26 protein-coding genes, 2 tRNA genes and 1 pseudogene are annotated in these 23,102 nt (G+C 69.0%); 15 read left to right on the top strand and 14 right to left on the bottom strand.

Annotation, left to right across the window (positions count from 1 at the left end; translation table 11 throughout):
• Nucleotides 1–55: 55 nt before the first annotated feature.
• Nucleotides 56–703, bottom strand: coding sequence for a response regulator transcription factor (locus ASE12_RS14940; RefSeq protein ID WP_056402275.1), 648 nt, complete (start codon nucleotides 701–703; stop codon nucleotides 56–58).
• On the bottom strand, nucleotides 655–1,971 hold the full coding sequence (locus tag ASE12_RS14935; RefSeq protein ID WP_056402272.1) for a sensor domain-containing protein: 1,317 nt from the start codon (nucleotides 1,969–1,971) through the stop codon (nucleotides 655–657). Before ASE12_RS14935 ends, ASE12_RS14940 begins: the two co-directional genes overlap by 49 nt.
• Before the next feature lie 165 nt (nucleotides 1,972–2,136).
• Here ASE12_RS14935 and ASE12_RS14930 point away from each other — a divergent pair, with 165 nt between their 5' ends.
• Nucleotides 2,137–4,296, top strand: a complete 2,160-nt coding sequence (locus ASE12_RS14930; RefSeq protein WP_056402269.1) for an MMPL family transporter — start codon at nucleotides 2,137–2,139, stop codon at nucleotides 4,294–4,296.
• Nucleotides 4,297–4,359: 63 nt separating this feature from the next.
• On the opposite strand, the gene ASE12_RS14925 is transcribed toward ASE12_RS14930, so the two are convergent.
• From ASE12_RS14925 to ASE12_RS14900, 6 genes are all read right to left on the bottom strand, one after another.
• Nucleotides 4,360–5,271 carry an ABC transporter substrate-binding protein gene (locus ASE12_RS14925; protein ID WP_056402267.1) on the bottom strand — a complete coding sequence of 304 codons (912 nt, stop codon included), beginning with the start codon at nucleotides 5,269–5,271 and terminating at the stop codon, nucleotides 4,360–4,362.
• Between the two features lie 20 nt (nucleotides 5,272–5,291).
• Nucleotides 5,292–5,969, bottom strand: a complete 678-nt coding sequence (locus ASE12_RS14920) for an ABC transporter permease (RefSeq protein WP_056402264.1) — start codon at nucleotides 5,967–5,969, stop codon at nucleotides 5,292–5,294.
• Complete coding sequence (locus tag ASE12_RS14915) at nucleotides 5,966–6,667, bottom strand: ABC transporter permease (RefSeq protein WP_056402261.1); 702 nt, start codon at nucleotides 6,665–6,667, stop codon at nucleotides 5,966–5,968. Before ASE12_RS14915 ends, ASE12_RS14920 begins: the two co-directional genes overlap by 4 nt.
• A complete protein-coding gene (locus ASE12_RS14910; RefSeq protein WP_056402259.1) occupies nucleotides 6,664–7,476 on the bottom strand; it encodes an ABC transporter ATP-binding protein in 813 nt (270 codons plus the stop codon). The genes ASE12_RS14915 and ASE12_RS14910 overlap by 4 nt, the downstream gene beginning before the upstream one ends.
• A gap of 105 nt (nucleotides 7,477–7,581) precedes the next feature.
• Nucleotides 7,582–8,007, bottom strand: a complete 426-nt coding sequence (locus ASE12_RS14905; RefSeq protein ID WP_056402255.1) for a rhodanese-like domain-containing protein — start codon at nucleotides 8,005–8,007, stop codon at nucleotides 7,582–7,584.
• Nucleotides 8,004–8,516 (bottom strand): cysteine dioxygenase family protein, encoded by a 513-nt coding sequence (locus tag ASE12_RS14900; RefSeq protein ID WP_056404875.1) that lies wholly within the window; start codon nucleotides 8,514–8,516, stop codon nucleotides 8,004–8,006. The genes ASE12_RS14905 and ASE12_RS14900 overlap by 4 nt, the downstream gene beginning before the upstream one ends.
• Before the next feature lie 163 nt (nucleotides 8,517–8,679).
• On the opposite strand from ASE12_RS14900, the gene ASE12_RS14895 reads away from it, so the two are divergent.
• The 6 genes and pseudogenes from ASE12_RS14895 (at nucleotide 8,680) to ASE12_RS14870 (ending at nucleotide 11,448) form a co-directional block, all read left to right on the top strand.
• Entirely contained in the window at nucleotides 8,680–8,988 is a 309-nt protein-coding gene (locus tag ASE12_RS14895) for a hypothetical protein (protein WP_056402252.1), read from the top strand.
• A gap of 65 nt (nucleotides 8,989–9,053) precedes the next feature.
• Nucleotides 9,054–9,130: transfer RNA gene (locus tag ASE12_RS14890), tRNA-Asp, on the top strand.
• A gap of 110 nt (nucleotides 9,131–9,240) precedes the next feature.
• A tRNA-Phe gene (locus tag ASE12_RS14885) sits at nucleotides 9,241–9,314 on the top strand.
• Between the two features lie 309 nt (nucleotides 9,315–9,623).
• Entirely contained in the window at nucleotides 9,624–10,244 is a 621-nt protein-coding gene (locus tag ASE12_RS14880) for a GyrI-like domain-containing protein (RefSeq protein ID WP_056402247.1), read from the top strand.
• A 139-nt stretch (nucleotides 10,245–10,383) separates the two neighbouring features.
• A pseudogene (locus tag ASE12_RS14875) lies at nucleotides 10,384–10,671 on the top strand (VOC family protein); the annotation flags it as partial.
• 21 nt (nucleotides 10,672–10,692) lie between these two features.
• On the top strand, nucleotides 10,693–11,448 hold the full coding sequence (locus ASE12_RS14870; RefSeq protein WP_056402243.1) for an SDR family oxidoreductase: 756 nt from the start codon (nucleotides 10,693–10,695) through the stop codon (nucleotides 11,446–11,448).
• Here the strand turns inward: ASE12_RS14870 and ASE12_RS14865 are convergent.
• On the bottom strand, nucleotides 11,445–12,020 hold the full coding sequence (locus ASE12_RS14865; RefSeq protein ID WP_056402238.1) for a DUF2878 family protein: 576 nt from the start codon (nucleotides 12,018–12,020) through the stop codon (nucleotides 11,445–11,447). The two genes, ASE12_RS14870 and ASE12_RS14865, sit on opposite strands and share 4 nt — an antisense overlap.
• On the bottom strand, nucleotides 12,017–12,913 hold the full coding sequence (locus ASE12_RS14860) for a sterol desaturase family protein (protein WP_157412955.1): 897 nt from the start codon (nucleotides 12,911–12,913) through the stop codon (nucleotides 12,017–12,019). Before ASE12_RS14860 ends, ASE12_RS14865 begins: the two co-directional genes overlap by 4 nt.
• Before the next feature lie 69 nt (nucleotides 12,914–12,982).
• Here ASE12_RS14860 and ASE12_RS14855 point away from each other — a divergent pair, with 69 nt between their 5' ends.
• The 8 genes from ASE12_RS14855 to ASE12_RS14820 all read left to right on the top strand — a co-directional run bounded on the left by ASE12_RS14855 (nucleotide 12,983) and on the right by ASE12_RS14820 (nucleotide 19,257).
• The gene (locus ASE12_RS14855; protein ID WP_056402233.1) at nucleotides 12,983–13,597 is read left to right on the top strand and encodes a TetR/AcrR family transcriptional regulator; all 615 of its coding nucleotides are present in this window, start codon (nucleotides 12,983–12,985) and stop codon (nucleotides 13,595–13,597) included.
• Nucleotides 13,594–14,394, top strand: a complete 801-nt coding sequence (locus ASE12_RS14850) for an SDR family NAD(P)-dependent oxidoreductase (protein ID WP_056402230.1) — start codon at nucleotides 13,594–13,596, stop codon at nucleotides 14,392–14,394. Before ASE12_RS14855 ends, ASE12_RS14850 begins: the two co-directional genes overlap by 4 nt.
• Before the next feature lie 56 nt (nucleotides 14,395–14,450).
• Nucleotides 14,451–14,945, top strand: a complete 495-nt coding sequence (locus ASE12_RS14845) for a PGPGW domain-containing protein (protein ID WP_056402229.1) — start codon at nucleotides 14,451–14,453, stop codon at nucleotides 14,943–14,945.
• Between the two features lie 81 nt (nucleotides 14,946–15,026).
• Nucleotides 15,027–15,410 carry a hypothetical protein gene (locus tag ASE12_RS14840; RefSeq protein WP_056402226.1) on the top strand — a complete coding sequence of 128 codons (384 nt, stop codon included), beginning with the start codon at nucleotides 15,027–15,029 and terminating at the stop codon, nucleotides 15,408–15,410.
• Entirely contained in the window at nucleotides 15,407–16,813 is a 1,407-nt protein-coding gene (locus ASE12_RS14835; protein WP_056402223.1) for a ferric reductase-like transmembrane domain-containing protein, read from the top strand. The genes ASE12_RS14840 and ASE12_RS14835 overlap by 4 nt, the downstream gene beginning before the upstream one ends.
• Nucleotides 16,814–16,817: 4 nt before the next feature.
• On the top strand, nucleotides 16,818–17,267 hold the full coding sequence (locus ASE12_RS14830; protein ID WP_056402220.1) for an FMN-binding protein: 450 nt from the start codon (nucleotides 16,818–16,820) through the stop codon (nucleotides 17,265–17,267).
• Nucleotides 17,264–18,037: an FAD:protein FMN transferase gene (locus tag ASE12_RS14825; RefSeq protein ID WP_235508921.1), complete on the top strand. Its 774-nt coding sequence runs from the start codon at nucleotides 17,264–17,266 to the stop codon at nucleotides 18,035–18,037. Before ASE12_RS14830 ends, ASE12_RS14825 begins: the two co-directional genes overlap by 4 nt.
• Nucleotides 18,038–18,165: 128 nt before the next feature.
• Nucleotides 18,166–19,257, top strand: coding sequence for a Glu/Leu/Phe/Val dehydrogenase dimerization domain-containing protein (locus tag ASE12_RS14820; RefSeq protein WP_235508920.1), 1,092 nt, complete (start codon nucleotides 18,166–18,168; stop codon nucleotides 19,255–19,257).
• Here the strand turns inward: ASE12_RS14820 and ASE12_RS14815 are convergent, their stop codons facing one another.
• The 4 genes from ASE12_RS14815 to purF form a co-directional block, all read right to left on the bottom strand.
• Complete coding sequence (locus tag ASE12_RS14815; RefSeq protein ID WP_157412953.1) at nucleotides 19,258–20,139, bottom strand: hypothetical protein; 882 nt, start codon at nucleotides 20,137–20,139, stop codon at nucleotides 19,258–19,260. It abuts the gene before it with no gap.
• A 71-nt stretch (nucleotides 20,140–20,210) separates the two neighbouring features.
• A complete protein-coding gene (locus ASE12_RS19840; protein WP_082530552.1) occupies nucleotides 20,211–20,381 on the bottom strand; it encodes a DUF3073 domain-containing protein in 171 nt (56 codons plus the stop codon).
• Nucleotides 20,382–20,480: 99 nt separating this feature from the next.
• The gene (purM, locus tag ASE12_RS14810) at nucleotides 20,481–21,545 is read right to left on the bottom strand and encodes a phosphoribosylformylglycinamidine cyclo-ligase (protein WP_056402207.1); all 1,065 of its coding nucleotides are present in this window, start codon (nucleotides 21,543–21,545) and stop codon (nucleotides 20,481–20,483) included.
• The gene (gene purF / locus ASE12_RS14805; RefSeq protein WP_056402204.1) at nucleotides 21,545–23,035 is read right to left on the bottom strand and encodes an amidophosphoribosyltransferase; all 1,491 of its coding nucleotides are present in this window, start codon (nucleotides 23,033–23,035) and stop codon (nucleotides 21,545–21,547) included. The genes purM and purF overlap by 1 nt, the downstream gene beginning before the upstream one ends.
• Between the last annotated feature and the right edge of the window lie 67 nt (nucleotides 23,036–23,102).

Here is a 23,102-nt window from a genome sequence, read left to right as displayed (position 1 = left end):
TCTCGCTCTCCACCCTCCGGAGAGCGGGGCCCGCCCTTCGGTCTGCATCGAGGGCTCAGCCTTGGAGGTAGGCGATCACCGCGAGGACGCGGCGGTTGTTGCTGTCGTCGTCGGCGTCGAGGTCGAGCTTCATGAAGATGTTGCTGGTGTGCTTGCTGATGGCCTTCTCGGTCACGAACAGCGCGGCGGCGATCGCGGCGTTGGAACGGCCTTCCGCCATCAGCCCGAGCACCTCGCGCTCGCGATCGGTCAGCCGGGCGATCGGGCTGTCGGGCTGCGCACGGGCGATCAGGGTCGAGACGACCTCGGGGTCGAGCACCGTGCCGCCGCCAGCAACCGTACGGACGGCGTCGACGAACGTCGTGACATCGGCGACGCGGTCCTTGAGCAGGTAGCCGACCGCGCCGTCGCCGCTGCCGAGCAGCTCGCGGGCGTACAGCTGCTCGACATACTGCGACAGCACGAGCACGGGGAACCCCGGCCGCTCGGTGCGGGCGGCGATCGCCGCGCGCAGGCCCTCGTCGGTGAACGTCGGCGGCATGCGTACGTCGACCACGGCGATGTCGGCGTCGTGCGTGCGGAGCACCTCGCTGAGCTTCTCCGCGTCCTCGACGGCCGCCACGACCTCGAAGTCGTACGCCTCGAGGAGCCGGGTCAGGCCGTCCCGGAGGAGGGCGAGATCTTCGGCGATGACAACGCGCACGGAACCTCCAGGGTGACCACGGTCGGCCCCCCGACGGGACTGACCACGTCCATCGTGCCGTCAAACGCCCCCAGCCGTCGCGCGACCCCCGCAAGACCGGTGCCGGAGCTCACCGACGCGCCGCCCTTGCCGTCGTCCTCGACGACGACCTTGAGGGCCTCACCGTCGTGGGTGACCTCGATGGTGGCGCGCGTCGCGTCCGAGTGCTTGCCGATGTTGGCGAGCAGCTCGCTCGTGGCGAAGTAGAGGGCCGACTCGACCGGTGCAGCCGGGCGCCCCGCGAGGTTGATCATGACCGACACCGGCAGCGACATGTCGAGGGCCAGCGCCTGGATCGCACCGGCCAGGCCGCGGTCGGCCAGGACCGGCGGGTGGATCCCACGGACCACCGAGCGCAGGTCGCCCAGCGCCGAGGTCGTCACGGCCCGGGCCTCTGCCAGCATCGCGGCGGCGCCTTCGGGGTTCTTGGCCAGCATCTCCTCGGCCATGCCGAGGTTCATGCCGAGGGCCACGAGCCTGGCCTGCGCGCCGTCGTGCAGGTCCCGCTCGATGCGGCGCAGCTCGGCGGCGGAGTGGTCGATCGTCTCGGCGCGCGACTGCGACACCTCGGCGACCCGGCGCTCCAGGAACTCCCGCGTGGGCGACAGCATCGCCCGGTCGAGCTCGGCGCGCCAGCGCATCAGCACGGGCAGGAGCCACCACCAGAGGCTGAACGCCACCAGCAGGAAGCCCCACTCGTAGAACGACTCCGCCTGGGTGTCGAGCGTGTAGATCCCGTAGTTCTGGTTGAACACGTCGCTGGGCGTGACCCAGTAGACGAACGGGAAGACGAGGTACCAGAGCACGCCGAGGCCCAGCCCGAACGAGATCCACGCGAGGGCCCAGCCGACCGTGACCGACATGTAGGTCCAGGCGAAGTCGCGCCAGCGAGCCGGGTCGGCGACCCAGCGCTTGAGCAGGCCGAAGCCGGACACCGACTTGGTCGGCAGGTAGGGCCGTTCGATGTGGATGCCGAGGATGCGGCCGGCGAGCCGGCGGTGCACGTTGGCGAGCTGCTGGTTGAGCGGCACGAAGATCAGGAGCAGCGCCAGGCCGACGCCGACGATCGCGACGCCGAGGGCGGTGGTGAGGATGCAGAGGAGCACGAGCGCGGGCACGGCCAGCAGGACGTACGCGACCGACAGGACGCTCAGCTTCAGCCGGCGCGACAGGCCGGCGAAGAACGACTCCCCCTCGAACGGCGAGGTGTCGGGGACGGTGGTGCTCATGACGGGTACTCCGAATCGTGTGGGTGGATCACTCAATCCTCGCGCATCGGCATGTCTCTGACAGTGGACTCAGGCCTACTTCCGATCGGGGTTCCAGCACCATGTCGACGCGGCTCGGGATTCACGAGGCTGGAGGCCACGTCAACCCCGAGAGAAGGACACATCATGTCTTCGAACTCCCCCACCGTACGAGTGGCCCGCTGGAGCGCGACTCACCCGTGGCGCGCGATCGGCCTTTGGGTCGCGTTCGTCGTGTCGGCGATCGCCCTCATGTCCACCGTCCAGACCAAGCAGGTCTCGGACGAGGACTTCCGCGTCGGCGAGTCAGGTCGCGCCGCCGCCATGATCGAGGACGCCGGCCTGGCGGCGAGCCCGACCGAGTCGGTCCTCATCACCGCCCCCAAGGGCAAGCTCGACGCCACCAAGGCTGAGGCCGCGGCGACGCAGTTGTCGAAGGCGGCGGCCGACGTCAAGGGCGTCTCCGACGTCGGGCCACCGATCTGGTCGGAGAAACACGACGCCCTGCTCGTGCCGATCACGATGTCAGGTGACGCCGACGCCGCGGCCGATCATGTCGAGGGACTGCTCGACACGACCGCGAAGGTGCAGAAGGCCAACCCGACGCTCGACGTCGAGCAGGCCGGCGACGCATCCCTCGACGCCGGCATCAACGACAAGGTCTCCGAGGACCTGGCATCGGCCGAGTCGATGAGCCTGCCGATCACGTTCCTGATCCTCCTCATCGCGTTCGGAGCGTTCATCGCGGCCGGCATCCCCGTGCTGCTGGCGATCACCTCGGTCTTCACGGGCCTCGGCCTGTACGCCCCGGTGTCCTACCTCGTGCCGGACTCGGGCACCGTCGCCAACGTCGTGCTGCTGATCGGCATGGCTGTCGGGGTCGACTACTCGCTGTTCTACCTCAAGCGTGAGCGCGAGGAGCGTATGCGCGGACGGTCCACCGTCGACGCGATCGAGATCGCCGCGGCGACCTCCGGCCGTGCCGTCGTGGTCTCCGGCTTCGCCGTCGTCGTGTCGATGTCCGGCCTGTTCATCACCCGTGAGCCGGTCTTCAGCGCGCTCGCCGTCGGCTCGATCCTCGTGGTCGTCGTCGCCGTGATCGGCTCGCTGACCGTCCTGCCGGCCCTGCTGGCCAAGCTCGGTCGCTGGGTCGACCGTCCCCGCATCCCTCTGCTGTGGCGCCTCAACCGCCGCATCGGGACGGGTGGCATCAGCGGCCGCCTGATCCGTCCGGTGATCCGCAAGCCCGTGGCCGCAGCGGTCATCTCCGGCGGCGTCCTGCTGGCGCTCGCAGTTCCCGCGTTCGGCATGAAGATGCACCAGGGCACGATCGAGACGCTGCCGCAGGACATCCCCGCGGTGAAGGCGTACCAGCGCATGCAGGAGAGCTTCCCGACGCAGCGCCCGGGCATCGACGTGCTCGTGCACGCCGGCAAGGGCAGCACCGACGCGGCCCGGTCCGCACTCGAGTCGGTCCAGGCCGCCGCCGTGGACGCCGGTATCGCCACGGCCGCCGACGACGGCATCACGGTGTCGAAGGACGGTCGTACGGTCGAGCTGTCGATGTACGCCACCCACAACGAGGGCGACGCCCGCAACGACGCCGCGATCGAGAAGCTGCGCGACTCGATCGTGCCGCGTGCCACCGACTCGCTCGACGGTGTCACCACGGCCGTCGGTGGCGGCGTCGCCGAGGACTACGACTACGAGAACCAGCCGTCGACCCTCCCCTGGGTCATCGCGTTCGTGCTGATCCTGACGCTCGTCATGATGGGCTGGACGTTCCGCAGCGTGACGATCGCGATGCTCACGACGGTGCTCAACCTGCTGTCGGTCGGCGCCGCGTTCGGTGTCCTGACGCTGGTGTTCCAGCACGACTGGTTCAACGGCCTGCTCAACTACGAGTCCTCAGGATTCGTCGTCGACTGGATCCCGCTGTTCTGCTTCGTCGTCCTGGTCGGCCTGTCGATGGACTACCACGTGTTCGTCCTGAGCCGGGTCCGTGAGGGCCTCCGCAACGGGCTCCCGTACGACCGAGCTGTCGAGTTCGGCATCCGCGACACGGCCAGCGTCGTCACCAGCGCGGCGGTCGTGATGGTCTCGGTGTTCGCGGTCTTCGCGACCTTGAGCATGCTCGAGATGAAGCAGATGGGCATCGGCCTCTCGGTCGCCATCTTGATCGATGCGACGCTCGTACGCCTCGTGCTGCTGCCGGCGCTGCTGCTCAAGCTGCGCGGTCGGCTCGAGCGCCTCGGTGAGGTCAAGAGCGCCGAGGACGCGTACGCACCGAAGCCCGCGCTCGTCTAGGCGGGGCAACACGAACGGCCCGGTCACCTCGTGGTGACCGGGCCGTTCGTGTGGTGCTTGGGCCTAGATCAGGCCCTTGCTGGTCAGCCACTCCTTGGCCAGCACTGCCGGGGCGGTCTTGTCGGCGCCCTGGTTCTTGCTGTTGAGGTCGAGCAGGTCGGCCGTCGTCAGCTGCGCCGAGATGCTGTCGAGGATCTTCTCGACCTTGTCGGACGCCTTGTCGTCGTTGATCAGCGGGATGACCTGCTGCGCCGCGATGAGGTTCTTGGGATCCTCGAGCGTCACGAGCTTGTTGGCCAGGATCGACGGCGTCGTGGAGTAGATGTCCGCGACGTCAACCTTGCCGTCGAGCAGCGCCTTGAGCGTCGCCGGTCCGCCGCTGTCACTGATCGGCGTGAACTTGACGTCCTTGATCCCGTAGACCTTCTCGAGGCCCGGGATGCCGTAGGGACGGGTCTTGAACTCGGAGTTGGCGCCGAGCTTGAGGCCGTCGACCTTGGCGAGGTCGCCGATCGTCTTGACGCCGTTCTTGGCGGCGAACTCCGGCGTGACGTTGAGCGAGTCCTTGTCCTCGGCCTTGGCGGCGTCGAGCACCTCGAGGTTGTCGGGCAGTGCGTCGTCGAGGGCCTCCTCGATGTCGGCCTCCGAGGTGGCGGTCGCCTTGGGATCCAGGTAGGACAGGAGGTTGCCCGAGTACTCCGGCAGCAGGTCGATCTCGCCGTTCTTGAGCGCAGGGATGTAGGCCTCACGGGCGCCGATGTTGAGCTTCTTCTTGACCTTGACGCCCTTGGCCTCCAGTGCCTGGGCGTAGATCTCGGCGATGATCTCGTTCTCGGGGAACTTCGCCGAGCCGACCGTGATGGTGTCGGACTCGGACTTCTTGCCTGAGGTCGGGTCACTGCTGCCGCACGCGGCCAGCGAGAGGCCGAGGGCTGCCGCGACGGCAACCGCCGCGGTCTTCTTGTGGATGGACATTCTTCTCCTTGGGGGTGGGGTCATGCGGACGTTGGTACGAGGGAAGGGCGGGAGCGAAGGGCGAGGCGTTGGACGCCGGCGAGCAGTCCGTCGAGCACGAGCGCGAGTGCCACGACGATGACCGACCCGCCCGCCATCTGGGCGTAGTCCTGCACGGCCTGACCGTCGATGATGTAACGGCCGAGACCGCCGAGGCTGACGAATGCGGCGACCGTCGCGGTCGCCACGACCTGCAACGTCGCCGACCGGATCCCGCCCACGATCAGCGGAAGCGCCAACGGCACCTCGACCTTGGTCAGGATCTGCCACTCCGTCATGCCCATCGCCCGGGCGGCATCGATCGTCTGGCGGTCCACGGACTCCAGGCCTGAGTAGGCGCCGGCCAGAAGCGGCGGGATCGCCAGCACCACGAGCGCGATCAACGCGGGAGTGAGGCCGATTCCGGTCTTGAGGACGATGAGGGTGAGGAGGCCCAGCGTGGGCAGGGCACGCAACGCACCCGTGAGCGCGACCGCCAATGAGCGGAACCGTCCCGTGTGGCCGATCCAGAGGCCCAGCGGGATCGCGATGGCCGAGGCGATGGCGACGGTCTCTGCGGTGTAGCCGACGTGCTCGACGAGCCGGTGCGTGATGCCGTCATCACCGCTCCAGTGCGCCGAGTCGGTCAGCCAGTCGACCGTCTGCGACAGGACACTCATACGCGACCACCCCGCAGGTGCTGGGCGAACGACATGAACGGTGTGACGGGGCTGCGAACCGTGCGGCTCGCAGAAGCCCAAGGCAGGAGGATGCGGCCCAGCACGACCAAAAGCAGGTCGAAGAAGAGGGCGACGACCACGGTTGCACCCACGCCGATGAGGATCTCGGTCATGAAGTTGCGGTTGTAGCCGTCGGTGAACAGCGAGCCGAGGCTGCTGACACCGATCAGGGCGCCGACGCTCACGAGGCTCACCGTGCTGACCGACACGACCCGCAAACCGGCCAGCAGGACGGGACCCGCCAGCGGCAGCTCGACCCGGAACGCGCGCTGTGCCGAGGAGAACCCGGCCGCGGACGCCGAGTCGAGCACCGCCGGAGAAACCGAGCCGAAGGCGTCGGACGCAGAACGGACCATGATCGCGACCGCGTAGATCGTGAGCGCGATGATGACGTTGACCGGGCTCAGGATCCCGAGGCCGACGATGCCGGGGATGATGACGAACAACGGCAGCGACGGGATCGTGTAGAGGACGCTGCCTGCGCTGAGCAGCGTGCCGCGAAGCCGGGGGTGGCGGTTGGCGTACCAGCCGATCGGGAGGGCGATGACGAAGCCGAGCACGATCGGGACAGCGCTGAGCCACACGTGCCGCAGCGTCAGCGACCACACGTAGTCGAAGTTGTCGAAGAGCCAGGTCATTCGGACAGGACTCCCGCGGGCTTGCCCGTCTCGTCGACCACGATGCGGGTGCCGTCGCGCTCCTCGACGTGCAGCTTGCGGTGGCCCTTGTCGAGCCCGATGAAGCTGCGCACGAAGTCGCTGGCGGGATCGGCGAGAATCTCGGCCGGGGTGCCGACCTGAGCGATCTCGGCGCCCTTCTTGAGGATCACGACCTGGTCACCCAGCAGGAAGGCCTCGTCGATGTCGTGGGTGACGAACACGATGGTCTTGTCGAGCTCGCGCTGCAGGCGGAGCAGCTCCTGCTGCAGCTCGTCGCGCACGATCGGGTCGACGGCACCGAACGGCTCGTCCATCAGCAGGATGTTGGGGTCGGTCACCAGGCCTCGCGCCACGCCGACGCGTTGCTGCTGTCCGCCGGAGAGCTGGCTGGGATAGCGGTTGGCCAGCGACGAGTCGAGGCCTACCGTCTCGAGCACGGCATGCGCCCGGTCGTGGGCTTCCTTCTTGCCGACCCCGTTGAGCCGCAGCACCGTGGCCACGTTGTCGATGACCTTGCGGTGCGGCAGGAGCCCGGCATGTTGCATCACGTAGCCGATGCTGCGCCGCAGCTGGACCTTGTTGCGGGTCGCGATGTCGACGTCGTCGATCAGCACCTGGCCGTGCGACGGGTCGACCATGCGGTTGACCATGCGCAGCAGCGTCGTCTTGCCGCAGCCGGAGGACCCGACGAACACGGTCGTCGTGCGCGACGGGAGCTGGAGGCTGAAGTCCCCGACCGCCTCGGTGCCGTCTGCGAACGTCTTGCCGATGGAGCGGTACTCGATCATGCGGTCCTCCGCGTTTCGCGATAGGTAGGCATTGAACTGGGCAATCGGGCTTCGGACAGTCTGGCGTGAATCCACCCCGGGCGGCAATCGGGAGCCGCATTCATCTCATGACGAGACGGTGACACCGACCACCGTCTCGACCGGAGTGGGACCCGCCGTGACCGGCAAGCCAGCCGCCCGCCACGCATGGGTGCCACCCACGATGTCGGTGGCCGGAAGACCCAGGGACACGAGCGCGGACGCCGCAAGGGACGACGTGTAACCCTCGGTGCAGACCACGATCCACTCCTGTCCGTCATGTGCTTGGGGCAGGCTCGCACCCGAGGCCGGGTGCAAGCGCCACTCCAGATGATTGCGCTCGACTATGACAGAACCGGGAATCTCCCCATCTGATTCCCGCTGCCACGCAGGACGGATGTCGACGATCAGTGCGCCGGCGGCCACCCGGGCGTGCGCCTCGAGCGGTTCGAGACGCGCCAGGGCACCGCGTGCGGACTCCAGCAGGTCGTCGACGGACGCGTACGTCGTCATGACGCCTTCCTCAGCGACGGGGCCGGCGCCTCGGGGTCGTCGGTCCACATCGAGGCCAGCTTGGTGAGCTGGTGGCCGTCGACGTCGTAGTAGTTCATGAGCGACAGCGGCGGTGAGTACGCGTGCACGCTGACGGCCGTCTCGGTCCGTACGTTGCGCACGTCGTGGACGTAGTGCTCGCCGAAGATCACCGAGTCACCCTCGCCGCGCACCGTCTCGGCCAGCACCTCGGCACCGGGTGTCCACACGGCCTCGCTGAGCTCGCCGCTGACGACCGTGAACGACCCCGACGAGCCGCCGTGGTCGTGCAGCTGGGTGCCCTGGTCCGTGGTCCAGCTGATGAGCCACACGTCGACCTGCTCGTCGCATCGCAGCCTCACGTGCCACCGGCTCTCCGCGTCGGCGTGGACCTCGTAGAGGCCAGCGCGTACGTCCTCGGCGACCGTGCTCGTCAGGGCGGCGAGCTCGGCCAGCGACAGGGGTGCGTCGGTCGTGGGGCGAGCAGTCATGACGCCATACAAGCGCGGATCCTCGGCCCGGAACGCCATGTTCACAGCGTGGACCACGGTCGCCGATCGCTCGGAAATGCGCTACGCCGCACCACGGCTAGGCTGGTGAGAGTGCCTCGGGGGCACGTCGCGCGCCGCCCGGCGCCGACAGGGAGGACACCTCATGAAGTGGCTCGTCATCATCGCCATCATCGTCATCGTCGTGATCGGCATCCTCTGGCTGCGCACCGTCAGGCAGGGCCCGGACACTGTCGACTCGCAGCGTCCGCACCGCCTCGACGACTCCGTTGCGCCGAGCGGGGATGCCGACAATCCCCTGCCACCGGGTGGTCAGGCCGTGGCCGGAGGCGCCACCGGCGGCCCTCCGATCGACCCGCCGTCGAGCGCCACCTGGGCGACCGAGGAGGCCGGCCCGAGCGAGTCCGGACCGGGTGAGGATCTGCCGCCCTCGGAGACCCATCCGAACGCCTGACCCGTTTTGTTCGCGGGGGTGCCCGTACGTTACAGTTGCGTGCGCGGTTCACCCGCGTACAGCAAGGCCCCGTGGCGCAGTTGGTTAGCGCGCCGCCCTGTCACGGCGGAGGTCGCCGGTTCGAGTCCGGTCGGGGTCGCCAGCTGAACGAAACCCACGCACCTGAGTCCAGGTGCGTGGGTTTTTCGTTGCTGCCGATTTCAACCGCGCCGGGGCGGTGCGATAAGGTGATCGTCGCTCGTTCGCGGGCACGGCCAGGTAGCTCAGTTGGTACGAGCATCCGCCTGAAAAGCGGAGGGTCGCCGGTTCGACCCCGGCCCTGGCCACGAAAAATACGGGTCTGCGAGGTACGAGCAGGCCCGTATTTTCGTGGCCTGTGGTTGGCGCGAGAGACGGTGGGCCTGGGGGTCCCCCCTGCTCGGAGCGGCGCGCTCCACCGGCCAGCGCAAGCGCACCGAAAACGCGCGCGCCGTGCAGAGCTTGGGGGAGTCGACCCCGGCCCTGGCCACGAAAAGTACGGGTCTGCGAGGTACGAGCAGGCCCGTTTTTTCGTGGCCTGCGGTTGGCGCGAGAGACGGTGGGCCTGGGCCCTGGCCACGACACATGTGTCTTCCCTGCTCGCTAGCTTGAAGCCTGTGACGGACAAGATCGACTTCAAGAAGACTCTCGACGCCTATCAGGCCAAGCGAGGCGAGTTCCGGGTCGTGGACGTGCCCGACCGTCGTTATCTCATGGTTGATGGCCACGGCGACCCCAACAGCTCACCGGCATTCACCGATGCGATCGAGTCGCTCTACCCGGTCGCCTACAAGCTCAAGTTCGCCAGCAAGCGCGAGCTCGGCCGCGACTACGTCGTGCCGCCCCTCGAAGGGCTGTGGTGGGCCGACGACATGGACTCGTTCACCGTCACACGCGACAAGTCGCGCTGGGACTGGACCCTGCTCCTGATGGTGCCCGACTGGATCGAGGACGAGCTGTTCGCGGCGGCCGTCGAACAGACCAGGGCGTCACGACCGGCGCGCCTGGACGACGTACGCCTCGAGGTCTTGTCCGAAGGGCGCTGCCTGCAGACCCTGCACGTGGGCTCGTTCGACGACGAGGCCGAGGTGCTCGACCGGCTGCACCACGAGGTCGTCCCCAGCCACGGCATGCGCCTCTCGGGCAAGCACCACGAGATCTACCTGAGCGACTTCCGCAAGGTCGCCCCCGCGAAGCAGCGCACGATCCTGCGCCAGCCGGTGGCCGCTTCGGCGTGAGACCTGCTCTGGCCGCTGCCCGACCGGGGCGCCAAGGCCTACGCTTCGGGCATGAGCCGGATGGTCCAGGTCGCACAGCACCGACGACCTCGAACGCGCCGCGGCGTTCTACGAACAGCTCCTCGGCCAGCCGCCGACGGCCACGTTCGACCCGCCGGGCCTGGTGTTCTTCACGCTCGGCGACACCCGGCTGCTGCTCGAGCAGGGTGCACCGTCGGCCACGATCTACCTGGAGGTCGAGGACGTACGCGCGTCGATCGACGACCTGCGTGCACGCGGGGTGACGGTCGAGGGCGAGCCGCACGTCATCTTCCAGCACACCGACGACTCGCTGGGCCCCGCCGGCACCGACGAGTGGATGGGGTTCATCCGCGACTCGGAGGGCAATCTCGTCGGCCTCGTGAGCCACAGCCCCACGGGCCAGTGAACCCGTCCTAGGCTGAGGGGCATGGACCTCGGACTTCGCGATCGCGTCTACCTCCTCACCGGTGCTGCCAGCGGGCTGGGACTCGCCACCGCCCAAGCGCTCGTCGAGGACGGCGCACGGGTGGTCATCTCGTCACGCTCGCAGGAGCGGGTCGATCGCGCGGTCGCCGAGCTCGGTGAGCTGGCGGTCGGCGTGGCGGTCGACAACGCCGATCCGACCGCCCCCGACCAGCTCGTCCGCGCGGCCCGCGAGTCGTTCGGACGCCTCGACGGCGCCCTGATCAGCGTCGGCGGTCCGCCTGCGGGACCGATCCTCGAACGTACGGAGGACGAGTGGCGCTCGTCGTTCGAGACTGTCTTCCTCGGAGCCATCCGGCTCGCCGTCACGGTGGCCGAGGAGCTCGACGACGGCGGCTCGATCGCGTTCGTCCTGTCGACGTCCGCGAAGGCGCCGATCCCCAACCTCGGCATCTCCAACGGCCTGCGCCCTGGCCTGGCGATGGCGGCCAAGAACCTCGCCGACGAGCTCGGTCCGCGCGGCATCCGCGTCAACGGGCTGCTGCCGGGGCGGGTCGACACCGATCGTGTGCGTGAGCTCGACGCCAAGAGCGACGACCCGGCTGCTGCGCGGGCGGCGACGGAGCAGACGATCCCGCTGCGCCGCTACGGCCGCCCCGAGGAGTTCGGCCGCGCCGCGGCATTCCTGCTGTCACCCGCCGCCGGCTTCCTGACCGGCGTCATGCTGCCGGTCGACGGCGGCATGACCAGGAGCCTCTAGCCCGCACGGAGAGCCGCCGTCGTGGCCCTCGAGCGTACGAGCGCGACGACGTCGGCCGCGGTCAGCGCACCGTGCAGGTAGAGCGGGAACAGCCACCACGGCACGCCGATCACATCGGGTGAGACGTAGTCGAACTCGCCGAGAGCCGACAGCGCCGACTCCCCCAGCACCCCACCGACCGCGATGAGCAGACCGGCCGCGACGGCGACCGGCCGCTCGCGCCGCAGCCCGAGGCGTACGACCCACAGCACGAGGAGCAGCGCGGCGTACGTCGCAGCGAGCTCCGGGTCCAGCAGCCCCGACAGGAGGTACGCGGCCGTCACCGCGGCGAGGCTCGCTGCGACGCGCCAGACGGCGACGGGGTGCAACGCCTCCGGCCGGGTCCGGCGGCTGACGTCGAGCATGCCGACGGCGGCCAGGAAGAACGTCACCGGGACGATCACGGTCTGGTCCCACACCTGGGGTCCCCAGTGATAGACCAGCGTGTCGGTCCGCACGTGGAACAGCTGGTCGCACGCCGTGAGGAAGACCGCGAACACCGCGGCGACGCCGACCAGCCGGCGGTCGGTCACACCGACTGCGTCTCGCGCGGCTGCTCCGCTTCGGCCCGCTTCTCCCCCGGGTGCCAGCCCGGCGGCATGAAGACGTAGCCGAGCTTCTCGCGCCAGTTCCTCGCGTTGTGGACGTCGCGGAACAGCTCGGCGAACGCGCCGTACTGCAGCCGCAGGACGTTGTAGGTGTCGACCGGCACCGTCAGCCCGTACGTCGGACGGAACAGCTCCTTCTGGAACGTGCCGAACATGCGGTCCCAGATGATCAGCATCCCTGCGTAGTTCTTGTCGAGGTACTCCGGATCACTGCCGTGGTGCACGCGATGGTGCGACGGCGTGTTGAAGATGAGCTCGATGGGGCGCCACATCGTGCCGATGCGCTCGGTGTGCACGAAGAACTGGTAGATCAGGTTGACCGAGAACGCGACGTAGAGCGTCCACGGCTCGAAGCCCAGGAACGGGAACGGCAGCCAGAACAGCGCCTCGGCCCACGGGTTCCACTTCTGCCGCAGGGCGGTGGAGTAGTTGAAGTACTCGCTCGAGTGGTGCGCCTGGTGCGCAGCCCAGCCGATGCGGACCCGGTGCACGAAGCGGTGCTGCAGGTAGAACGCGAGGTCGAGGCCGAGGATGAGTGCCGTCCACGACCACCACGTGTCGTCCGGCAGGTGCCACGGCGCGAGGTGCACGCTGATCGCGACGAACGCGATGAGGGTGCCGAGCTTGAAGACCGCACTGGAGACGATCGAGCCCACACCCATGATCAGGCTGGTCCGCGCGTCCTTGCGCTCGTATCCGCGCATCTCCTCATCGGTCTCGAGGAACTTGAACGCCGCGAGCTCGATCAGCAGGGACAGGATGAAGAACGGCGCCGCGACGAGCGTCGGGTTCTTCAGCGGGTCGAAAAACTCCTGCATGGATCCTCCAAACGATATGACCTTCGGGTAAGTTACCATGAGATCACATCGCATCGCTAGACTGCTGCCGTGGTCAGACCCAATGCAGGCACGAAGGGTGTCCCCCGACTGGACCGGGAGACGCAGATCCTCGACATCGCCTCGGAGCAGTTCGGCACCAACGGGTTCGCCGCGACGTCGGTCGCCACGGTCGCCGACAAGGCCGGCATCTCGAAGCCGCTGATCTACAACTACTTCGGCTCCAAGGAAGGGCTCTACGAGGCCTGCCTCGACCGCGGTGGCGCGCTGCTGGCCGACGAGATCGAGCGCATCGCTCGTGGCGACGCCGTCGGCATCGAGCGCGGCATGGCGACACTCGCCGGGATGTTCGCGCTGCTCGAGCCCCAGCCCTATCTCTGGCGGCTGTTCTTCGACCCGACCGCGCCGTCGACCGGCACGATCGCCGACTCGATCGCCGGCTACGCCGAACGCATCGGCAAGCTCGCCGACGAAGGCGTCACCGAGCTCATGGGCCTCGCCGGCAACAACGACCCGCTCGACATCTCGGCCATGACCGCGGTGTGGCTCGGCATCGTCGACTCGTTGATGAACTGGTGGATGGAGCACCCCGAAGAGAGCGCCGAGCAGATGATGCAACGCTGCATGCGGCTGCTCACGGCGCTGTTCGGCGGTGACTCCGAGTGAAGCTTTCTGGTCAGACCGTCGTCATCACCGGCGCCTCGAGCGGCATCGGCGCGGAGGCCGCCCGCAAGATGGCTCGCCTCGGCGCGACCGTGTGCCTCCTGGCCCGACGCGCGGACGAGCTCGAAGACGTACGCGCAGGCATCGAGGCCGCGGGCGGGCGCGCGTACGCGTACCCCGTCGACCTCTCGGACGCCGCGGCCACCGACCAGATCGCCGCGCAGCTGCTGGCCGACCACCCGCGGATCGACGCGCTGGTCAACAACGCCGGCCGCTCGATCCGCCGGCCGGTCAAGGAGTCGCTCAACCGGGTCCACGACTACGAGCGCACCATGGCGATCAACTACTTCGGCGCCGTACGCCTGACGCTCGCGCTCGTGCCGCGATTCCTCGAGCAGGGCCACGGGCACGTCGTGATCTCGTCGAGCATGTCGACGCAGGTGCCGATCCCACTGTTCTCCGCCTACCTCGCCAGCAAGGCGGCCCTCGAGTCGTTCACCCGGTCCCTCACCGCAGAGCTCGGGCACGAAGGCATCACCTCGACGACCGTCTACTTCCCGATGGTTCGCACGGAGATGTCCGGCGCGACGCCCATCTACCAGGCGATGCCGATGCTCAGCGCCGACAAGGCTGCCAACTGGCTGGTCAAGGCGATTGTCGACAAGCCGACACGGGTGACGAGCCTGCCCGGTGCGATGGGCGAGCTCGGCATGGCCGCACTGCCCGGCGTCGTCACCAAGGTCTCGCAGCCGCTCTTCCGGCGCATGGACAAGTCCCTCGCCAAGCGGGTCAAGGAGTAGCACCAGACCAACCGGCTGCAAGGATGGAGCATGGCCGCTTCCTTGATCGACGCCCGATGACCGACAAGCCCGAAGGCCGCAGGTCAGCCAAGGCCGTGCGCCGGCTGGTCCTCGAGATCGTCGGCTGGATCCTGGTGGTCGGCGGCATTGCCGCGCTCCTCCTCCCCGGCCCCGGCCTGCTCATGGTCGTCGGCGGTCTGGCGATCCTCTCCGAGCAGTACGAGTGGGCCGAGCGGCGCCTCGAGCCGGTCAAGGTCATGGCCTACAAGGCGGCCGCCGACGGCGTGCAGACCTGGCCCCGCATCATCGCCAGCTGCACCGGAGCGCTCGCGATCGCGGCGGTCGGCATCTACTGGGGCATCCGTCCCGACGCGCCGGACTGGTGGCCGCTGCGCGAGAGCTGGTGGCTGATCGGCGGCTGGGGCACCGGCGCGACGCTGATCCTGTCGTCGGTCATCGCCCTGGCCTTCATCGTCTACAGCTTCCGTACGTTCCGCGGTGTCCCGGATCCCGAGGCGGCCGCCGAACGAGCGGCTCGCGAGGACGACTGACAGCCAGCTCACAGGTCGTCCCGCGGTGGGCCTCAGGCCACCCGCACATGCTGGGCACTCCCAAGGCACGGAGGACAGCCCATGAACGACGAGCAGAAGACCCCTGAGGACGACCAGCCCACCGCCGAGCAGGCGACAGTCGAGCAGCCCGCTCCCCCACCGGCGGCTCCGGCTCCCGGCGTTCCGAACGACCGGCCCGCGGTGTTCACCAGCCCACGTACGCGCAACATCCTGCTGACCAGCGGCGCCGGCCTCGCGCTGGCCGGTGGCGTGCTCGGCTTCGGCATCGGGCACGCCACCGCGGGCGACCACGACGGCCGCGACGACCGGATCAGCAGGTTCGCCCCCGGCGACGGCCGGCCGGACTTCGGCGATCGCGGCAACCACGGCGACCAACGTGGCGGCCGGCCCGGCCCCGGCGCCGAGTCCGGCAACCAGCCGAACGGCGACAACGACCCGACATGACGTCCCTGACCACCGACGTTCGGCGGAGCTCCTCGGCACACACGTCGCGCGGCAGCCGGGCCCGCCGAGATGCCACCACCCGACTCGCCGCCATGGCGACGCTGTGGCTCGGTCTGCTGCTGGTCACCTATTGGTGGGTGACCGGCGGCGGGGTCCAGGACCTCGGCGGCTGGGACTCCGGGCTCCTGTCGACCGGCCGCCTGACCGGCCTCGTGGCGTCGGTGCTGCTGCTGGCCCAGGTGCTGCTCATGGCGCGAGTCCCCGTGCTGGAGCATGCGTTCGGCCAGGACCGGCTGGCCCACGTCCACCGGCTGGTGGGCTTCACGTCGTTCAACCTGATGCTCGCTCACGTCGTCCTCATCGTCTGGGGCTACGCCGGCGGCACGATCCCCCGCGTGCTCAGCGAGACGTGGCGGATGACGACCCATGATCCGGGCATGCTGCTGGCCGTGGCGGGGACGCTCTGCCTCGTCATGGTCGTCGTCACGAGCATCCGCGCGGCCCGCTCGCGGCTGCGCTACGAGTCCTGGCACCTGCTGCACCTCTACGCGTACCTGGGCGCGGGTCTCGCGTTGCCGCATCAGCTCTGGACCGGCCAGGAGCTCCTCGCCTCCACGGCGTCGACGGTGTTCTGGTGGAGTGCCTGGGCGGCCTCGGCGCTGGCGGTCGTCGTGTTCCGCGTTGTCCTGCCGTTGCAGCGATCCCTCACCCATCGCGTGCACGTGGCCGCGGTCGTGCCGGAGGGTCCCGGCGTGGTGTCGGTGCACCTGACTGGTCGCGCTCTCGATCGGCTGCACGCAGAGGCGGGACAGTTCTTCGTCTGGCGGTTCCTCCAAGGCTCTGGACGTACGCGCGGCAATCCGTACTCACTCTCCGCGGCACCGACCAACGACACCCTCCGCATCACCGTGAAGGATCTCGGCGACGACAGTGGCCGCCTGCGGACGCTCGCCCCGGGCACCCGGGTCATGTTCGAGGGCCCCTACGGACGCCTCGGCGACCGCGCCCGGACCCGCGACAAGGTCGCGTTCATCGGGGCCGGCGTCGGCATCACACCGTTGCGCGCCCTCGCGGAGGGCCTCGACTACCGGCCGGGCGACGCGGTGCTGCTGCAGCGCTATCGCGACGAGCCGCTCATGTCGGCAGAGCTGCAGGACCTCGCCCGCTCCCGCGGCCTCGAGCTGCTGTGGCTGCCAGGACGCCGTCGCTCCCCCGATTCGTGGCTCGGCGCCCACGCGGGGCACGCCGACGACCAGACTTCGCTGACCTTCTGGGTGCCGGACATCGACCAGCGCGACGTGTACGTGTGCGGTCCTGCCGTGTGGACCGACGAGGTCCTGCGCACCCTCGCTGCTGCCGGTGTCCCGCCGGAGCAGGTCCACCTCGAGACCTTCAGCTGGTGATCCCATGAAACGCATCGTCCTGTGGTTCCTCAGCACCCTGACCACCGTCGTGCTGCTGTTCGGCTATCACACGTCCACCGCCGGGCCGGCCGCCACGAGCGTCCTCGCTCCCCCGACCGCCGGATCCTCGGCGAGCAACGACAGCACCAGCAGCTCCGACGCCAGCTCGACCGACGGCGCCAAGACGTACACGGGACCGTCGACCGACACCCAGTGGGGACCGGTCCAGGTCGCCATCACCGTGGCGAACGGCAAGATCACGGAGGTCACGGTGCCGGTGTATCCGAACGGCAACGGCCGTGACGAGGAGATCAACGCGTACGCCCTCCCGATCCTCACGAAGGCGACTCTCGAGTCGCAGGACGGCAACGTCGACATGATCAGTGGCGCGACCGTGACGAGCCGGGGCTACGCCACGTCGCTGCAGGGCGCACTCGACAAGGCCGGGCTGTGACGACGCGACGTGTCGAGCACGTCATGGGGATGCCGGTGACGCTCGCGCTGAGAGGCCGCCACACGACGGACGCACTGGCCGATGCGGTGTGGGTGCGGGTGATGGAGTCGCTGCGAGAGGCCGATCGTCTCTTCAGCACGTACCGGGAGGACTCCGACGTCTCCCGCATCAATCGCGGCGAGCTCTCCCTCGATGCCGCCTCACCCCTCGTCCGCGAGGTGCTGGGGCTCGGTGCCGAGGCGGCGCTTGCGTCCAACGGCGCATTCGACGTCTGGCGGTCGGACGTCCGCGGTGGCACGACCCTCGACCCGAGCGGTGTCGTCAAGGGCTGGGCGGTCGATCGCGCGGCCGATCTGCTGGACGAGCTCGAGGGCACGGACTTCTGCCTCTCGGCCGGCGGCGACATGGTCTGCCGCACCGTCGTGCCGGGCGCCGACCCCTGGCGCATCGGGCTCGAGGACCCGCACGACCCGCAGCGGCTGCTCGGGCTCGTGCCGATCGCCAACGGAGCTGTCGCCACCTCCGGCACGACGCACCGCGGACAGCACCTCGTCGACGCACGGACCGGCCGTCCACCGGCGGGCATCGCCTCCGTCACGGTCATCACCGCCTCGCTGACCTGGGCCGACATCGACGCCACTGCCGCGTACGCGCGGGGCAGCGAAGCCGGGGCATGGCTCCAGAGCCGTCCCGATCGCACGGCCCTCGTCGTGTGGGCGGACGGCACCACGACGACCGTGAGGACGGCGCCCGAGCTCGGCGCTGCGTAGCCGACCGCGTACGTCCTCAGGAAGGCCCGCTGAGCGGTAGAGTCTCTGCCAAGTCGCACCACCCCGCGGCTTCGCCGATGGAAGTGCCCACCAACGCACCTCCGCCATCCACGACAGAGAGCACTACCGTGACCGACTCCAGCAGCAACGCGCCATCCGCCTTCGGCAGCCGACATGAACAAGTCGTCTTCTGCCACGACGAGGCCTCGGGCCTCAAGGCCATCATCGCGATCTACTCCACCGCCCTCGGCCCGGCCCTGGGCGGCACGCGCTTCTACCCGTACGCCTCTGAGCAGGACGCGCTGACCGACGTCCTCAACCTCTCGCAGGGCATGGCCTACAAGAACGCGCTGGCGGGCCTCGACCTGGGTGGCGGCAAGGCCGTCATCATCGGTGACCCGACGAAGATCAAGACCGAGGCGTTGCTGCGGGCATACGGACGATTCGTCCAGACGCTCGGCGGTCGCTACTACACGGCGTGCGACGTCGGCACGTTCAGCCCTGACATGGACATCATCGCCCGCGAGTCGGACTTCGTGACCGGCCGCACGGTCGAGCACGGCGGTGCCGGCGACTCGTCGGTCCTGACCGCCTTCGGCGTCTACCAGGGCATGCGCGCCTCGGCGCAGCACCTCTGGGGCGACACCTCGCTGGCCGGCAAGCGCGTCGGCGTGGCCGGCGTCGGCAAGGTCGGCAAGCACCTCGTCGGCCACCTGGTCGAGGAGGACGCGCAGGTCGTCGTCACCGACGTCAACGCCGAGGCCGTCGCCGCGCTCCAGCAGGCCTACCCGTCGATCACCTCGGTCGTCGACACGGACGCGCTCATCCGCGAGCCGCTCGACATCTACGCACCCTGCGCGCTCGGTGGCGCCCTCAACGACGAGTCGATCGAGGCGTTGACCGCGACGATCGTCTGCGGAGCTGCCAACAACCAGCTCGCCCACGAGGGCATCGAGAAGCGCCTCGACGAGCGCGGCATCACCTACGCGCCCGACTACTGCGTCAACTCCGGCGGCGTCATCCAGGTCGCCGACGAGCTCGAGGGATTCGAGTTCGACCGCGCCAAGATGCGGGCCACCACGATCTTCGACACGACGCTGGGTGTGCTCGAGCGCGCCAAGTCCGAGGGCGTCCCGCCGTCGATCGCCGCCGACCGCATGGCCGAGCAGCGCATGCGCGAGGTGGGCCGGCTGCGCTCGGTCTGGCTCCCGACCAGCTGATCAGGCCTGGTCCAGCGACCAGCTGAACCAGTCGGAGCCCACCAACGCGTGGAGCTCCGCGCCGCGGCCGACGACGAACGTGTCCTCCGGGAGTCGTCGGCCGTCCGGCATGGTCAACCGCCCAGTGGCCTGCACCTGGAGCTCGTCGTCGTCGAGCTGTCCGATGACGAGCCGGTCGCGGTCCTTCTCGTACCCACCGACGAGTGCGACCGAGTCACCACTCACCACGAGGGCTCGGGCGCCCTCGACCTCGTTGCTCCACGACCGCACATCGCCGTCACGGATCCGCACGACGTCGAAGCTGGAGTAGGGGCAGGCCCAGACGTCGTCGCCCGTGACGTTGAGGGCATAGCAGTCGTCGATGGGGTCCTGCTGCTGAAGCGGATACTCCCACTGCACCTGCAGGTCCGACGAGAACCGGACGATCCCTGCCGAGCCCATGGGTTCGGGACCCGAGCCACCCCAACCGTCGTTGCCGTAGATGCCCTCGTCGAAGTAGCCGACCCAGATGCTGCCGTCCGCCGACGTCTGCACGTGCTCGATCCCGTCGCCGAGGCAACCGACAGCGTCCAGCGAGCCGTCGGAGGCGTACACGTGCGCATTGTCCTCAGCCACGCCGTCCCGCCACTCGGCACGCGAGCCGACGACGACGAACCGGCCGTCGGGCAAGGGCTGGAGGGTCCAGTCATGCGGCGGACGCTCCTGCAGCACGACCGCATCGCGATCTGCCACCTGGACCGCCGCGGTCCCGTCTCCGCCCCACAGCATCACGGGCTGCCCGACGTGGTCGACGCTGAACGCATCCAACGTCTGGCCGGCGACCGGCGGGGTCAGCATGCCACGGTGACGCAGTGCGAAACGCGTACGGGACCGACGGAACATCCAGACAGGCTATCTGCCTGTTGGATCACCGGCCTGCGGGCCGGACGGAGCGAGAGTGAGGGTCCGGACGCCTAGGAGGCGGCCGGGTCTTCTCGGTCCAGGTCGCGATACTGAGGGGGAATCGGTTCGCCCGACTCACCGTGGAGCTCACGCTGCAGAGTGTTGAAGTCCGTATCAGGTGTGCGGTACTTCAAGTCGCGAGCGACTTTGGTCTGTTTGGCTTTCGCACGGCCGCGCCCCATGGGTCGACCCCCTCGCAGAAAAGTAGTCAGTATGTCGTGCGACAAGCGTACCCAAAGGTGACAACAAATCCGTCATCGACCCCCCAGAGACGGCGTGTCTCAGTCGTGCGCCCCGCTCAGCGTGACGCTGCCGCCCTCACCGTGGACTCCTGCAGCGGCGACCTCACCGGCGATCCAGGCCTCGATGCCGCGCTCGGCGAGCAGGCGGATCGCGGCATCGGCGGCGTCGGGGGCCACGAGCGCGACCATGCCGACACCCATGTTGAGCGCCTGGTCGAGGTCGGATTGGGCGACCCCGCCGAGCGAGCCGACGAGCCCGAACACCGGCTGCGGTGACCAGGTCGAGCGGTCGATCCGCACGGAGACCGTGTCGGGGACGACGCGGGCGAGGTTGGCCGCGAGCCCGCCACCGGTGATGTGCGACATCGCGTGCACCTCGACGGCTTCGGCGAGGGCGAGGCAAGGCAGCGTGTAGAGGCGGGTCGGCGTCAGCAGCTCCTCGCCGAGCGTACGACCGAGGTCGGGCACGTGGCGGTCGAGCTCCCAGCCGGCCTGCGTGAAGAACACGTGCCGCACGAGCGAGTAGCCGTTGGAGTGCAGGCCGCTGGACGCCATCGCGACGACCACGTCACCGGGTCGTACGAGCTCGGCACCCAGCAGCTTGTCGGCCTCGACGACGCCAGTGGTCGAGCCGGCGATGTCGTACTCCTCGGGGGCCAGCAGGCCCGGGTGCTCCGCGGTCTCGCCGCCGAGCAGCGCCGTGCCGCTCTCGGCGCAGGCCTGCGCGACGCCCTTGACGATGTCGGCGATGCGCTCCGGCACGACCTTGCCGCAGGCGATGTAGTCGGTCATGAACAGCGGCTCGGCGCCACAGACGACGAGGTCGTCGACCAGCATGCCGACGAGGTCGAAGCCGATCGTGTCGTGCTTGTCCATGCGCTGCGCGATCTGCACCTTGGTGCCCACGCCGTCGGCCGACGTCGCGAGCAGCGGTCGGGCGTACGACTTGAGCGCCGTCGCGTCGAACAGCCCCGCGAACCCGCCGATGCCGCCGACGACCTCAGGACGGCGGGCCTTCTCGACCCACTCCTTCATGAGCTCGACCGCGCGGTCGCCCTCCTCGATCGAGACCCCCGCGCTGGCGTAGGAGGTCGGCTCGCCCATCAGAGCACCTCGAGGGGCAGGGTGTCCTGGACCTCGAGCAGGTGCTTGCCGATGAGATCGTCCTCGGGCAGCGCCACGGGATAGATGCCGTCGAAGCAGGCGCGGCAGAGGTTGTCCTTGGGCACGTTGGTCGCCTCGACGAGCTGGTCGAGCGTGACGTACGCCAACGAGTCGGCGCCGATCGAGCGGCAGATCTCGTCGACCGAGATGCCGTTGGCGATGAGCTCGGCCCGCGAGGCGAAGTCGATGCCGTAGAAGCACGGCCACTTGACCGGCGGCGACGAGATGCGGACGTGGACCTCGGCGGCGCCGAACTCGCGCAGCATGCGGACGAGGGCGCGCTGCGTGTTGCCGCGGACGATCGAGTCGTCGACGACCACGAGGCGCTTGCCGGCGATGACGTCGCGCAGGGGGTTGAGCTTGAGCCGGATGCCGAGCTGGCGCAAGGTCTGCGACGGCTGGATGAACGTACGGCCGACGTAGGAGTTCTTGACCAGGCCGTGGCCGAACGGGATGCCGCTCTCCTCGGCGTACCCGATCGCCGCCGGCGTGCCGGACTCGGGCACGGGGATGACGAGGTCGGCGTCGACGGGGAACTCGCGAGCCAGGCGGCGGCCGATCTCGGCGCGTACGGAGAAGACCCGCTGGTCGGAGATCGTGGTGTCGGGGCGGGCGAGGTAGACGTACTCGAAGACGCAGCCCTTGGGCTCGGGCTTGGCGAAGTGCTCGGTGCGCAGGCCCTTCTCGTCGATCGCGATGAACTCGCCGGGCTGGATCTCGCGGATGAACGAGGCGCCCACGATGTCGAGCGCCGCGGTCTCGCTCGCGACGACCCAGCCGCGCTCGAGCCGGCCGAGCACCAACGGGCGGATGCCCTGGGCGTCACGTGCGGCGTAGAGCGTGTTCTCGTCCATGAAGACGAGGGAGAACGCGCCGCGCAGCTTGGGCAGCACCTCGAGGGCGGCTTCCTCGACCGAACGATCGGGGTAGGAGGAGAGCAGCGTCGCCATGACCGACGTGTCGGACGTGGCGGTCTCACCCTTGTTGGCCGCCTTGCCCGCCTCGAGGTCGCGCTCGTGCAGCAGCTCGAGGAGCTCGGCGGTGTTGGTCAGGTTGCCGTTGTGGCCGAGGGCGACCGAGCCGGCGGCCGTCGGGCGGAACGTGGGCTGGGCGTTGTGCCACACGCTGGAGCCGGTCGTGGAGTAGCGGGCGTGCCCGATCGCGATCTCGCCCTTGAGCGACTCGAGCGTGGCCTCGTCGAAGACCTGCGACACGAGGCCCATGTCCTTGTAGACGAGGATCTGGCGGCCGTTGCTGACCGCGATGCCGGCCGATTCCTGCCCGCGGTGCTGCAGCGCGTAGAGGCCGAAGTAGGTGAGCTTGGCGACCTCTTCGCCGGGCGCCCAGACTCCGAAGACGCCACACGCGTCCTGGGGTCCAGCGTCCTGGGGATCGAGGTCGTGGGTCAGGCGTCCATCTCCGCGGGGCACGCTCCAAGTGTAGAGGCCGCAACCCTTTCGGACCCAATGCGCTTGCGGTGTCCCCTACGCTGTCGTG

This window comes from Aeromicrobium sp. Root236 (assembly GCF_001428805.1).
Lineage (GTDB): Bacteria > Actinomycetota > Actinomycetes > Propionibacteriales > Nocardioidaceae > Aeromicrobium.
Note: the sequence above shows the minus strand (reverse complement) of the source record. Positions and strands in the feature narration are given on the sequence as shown.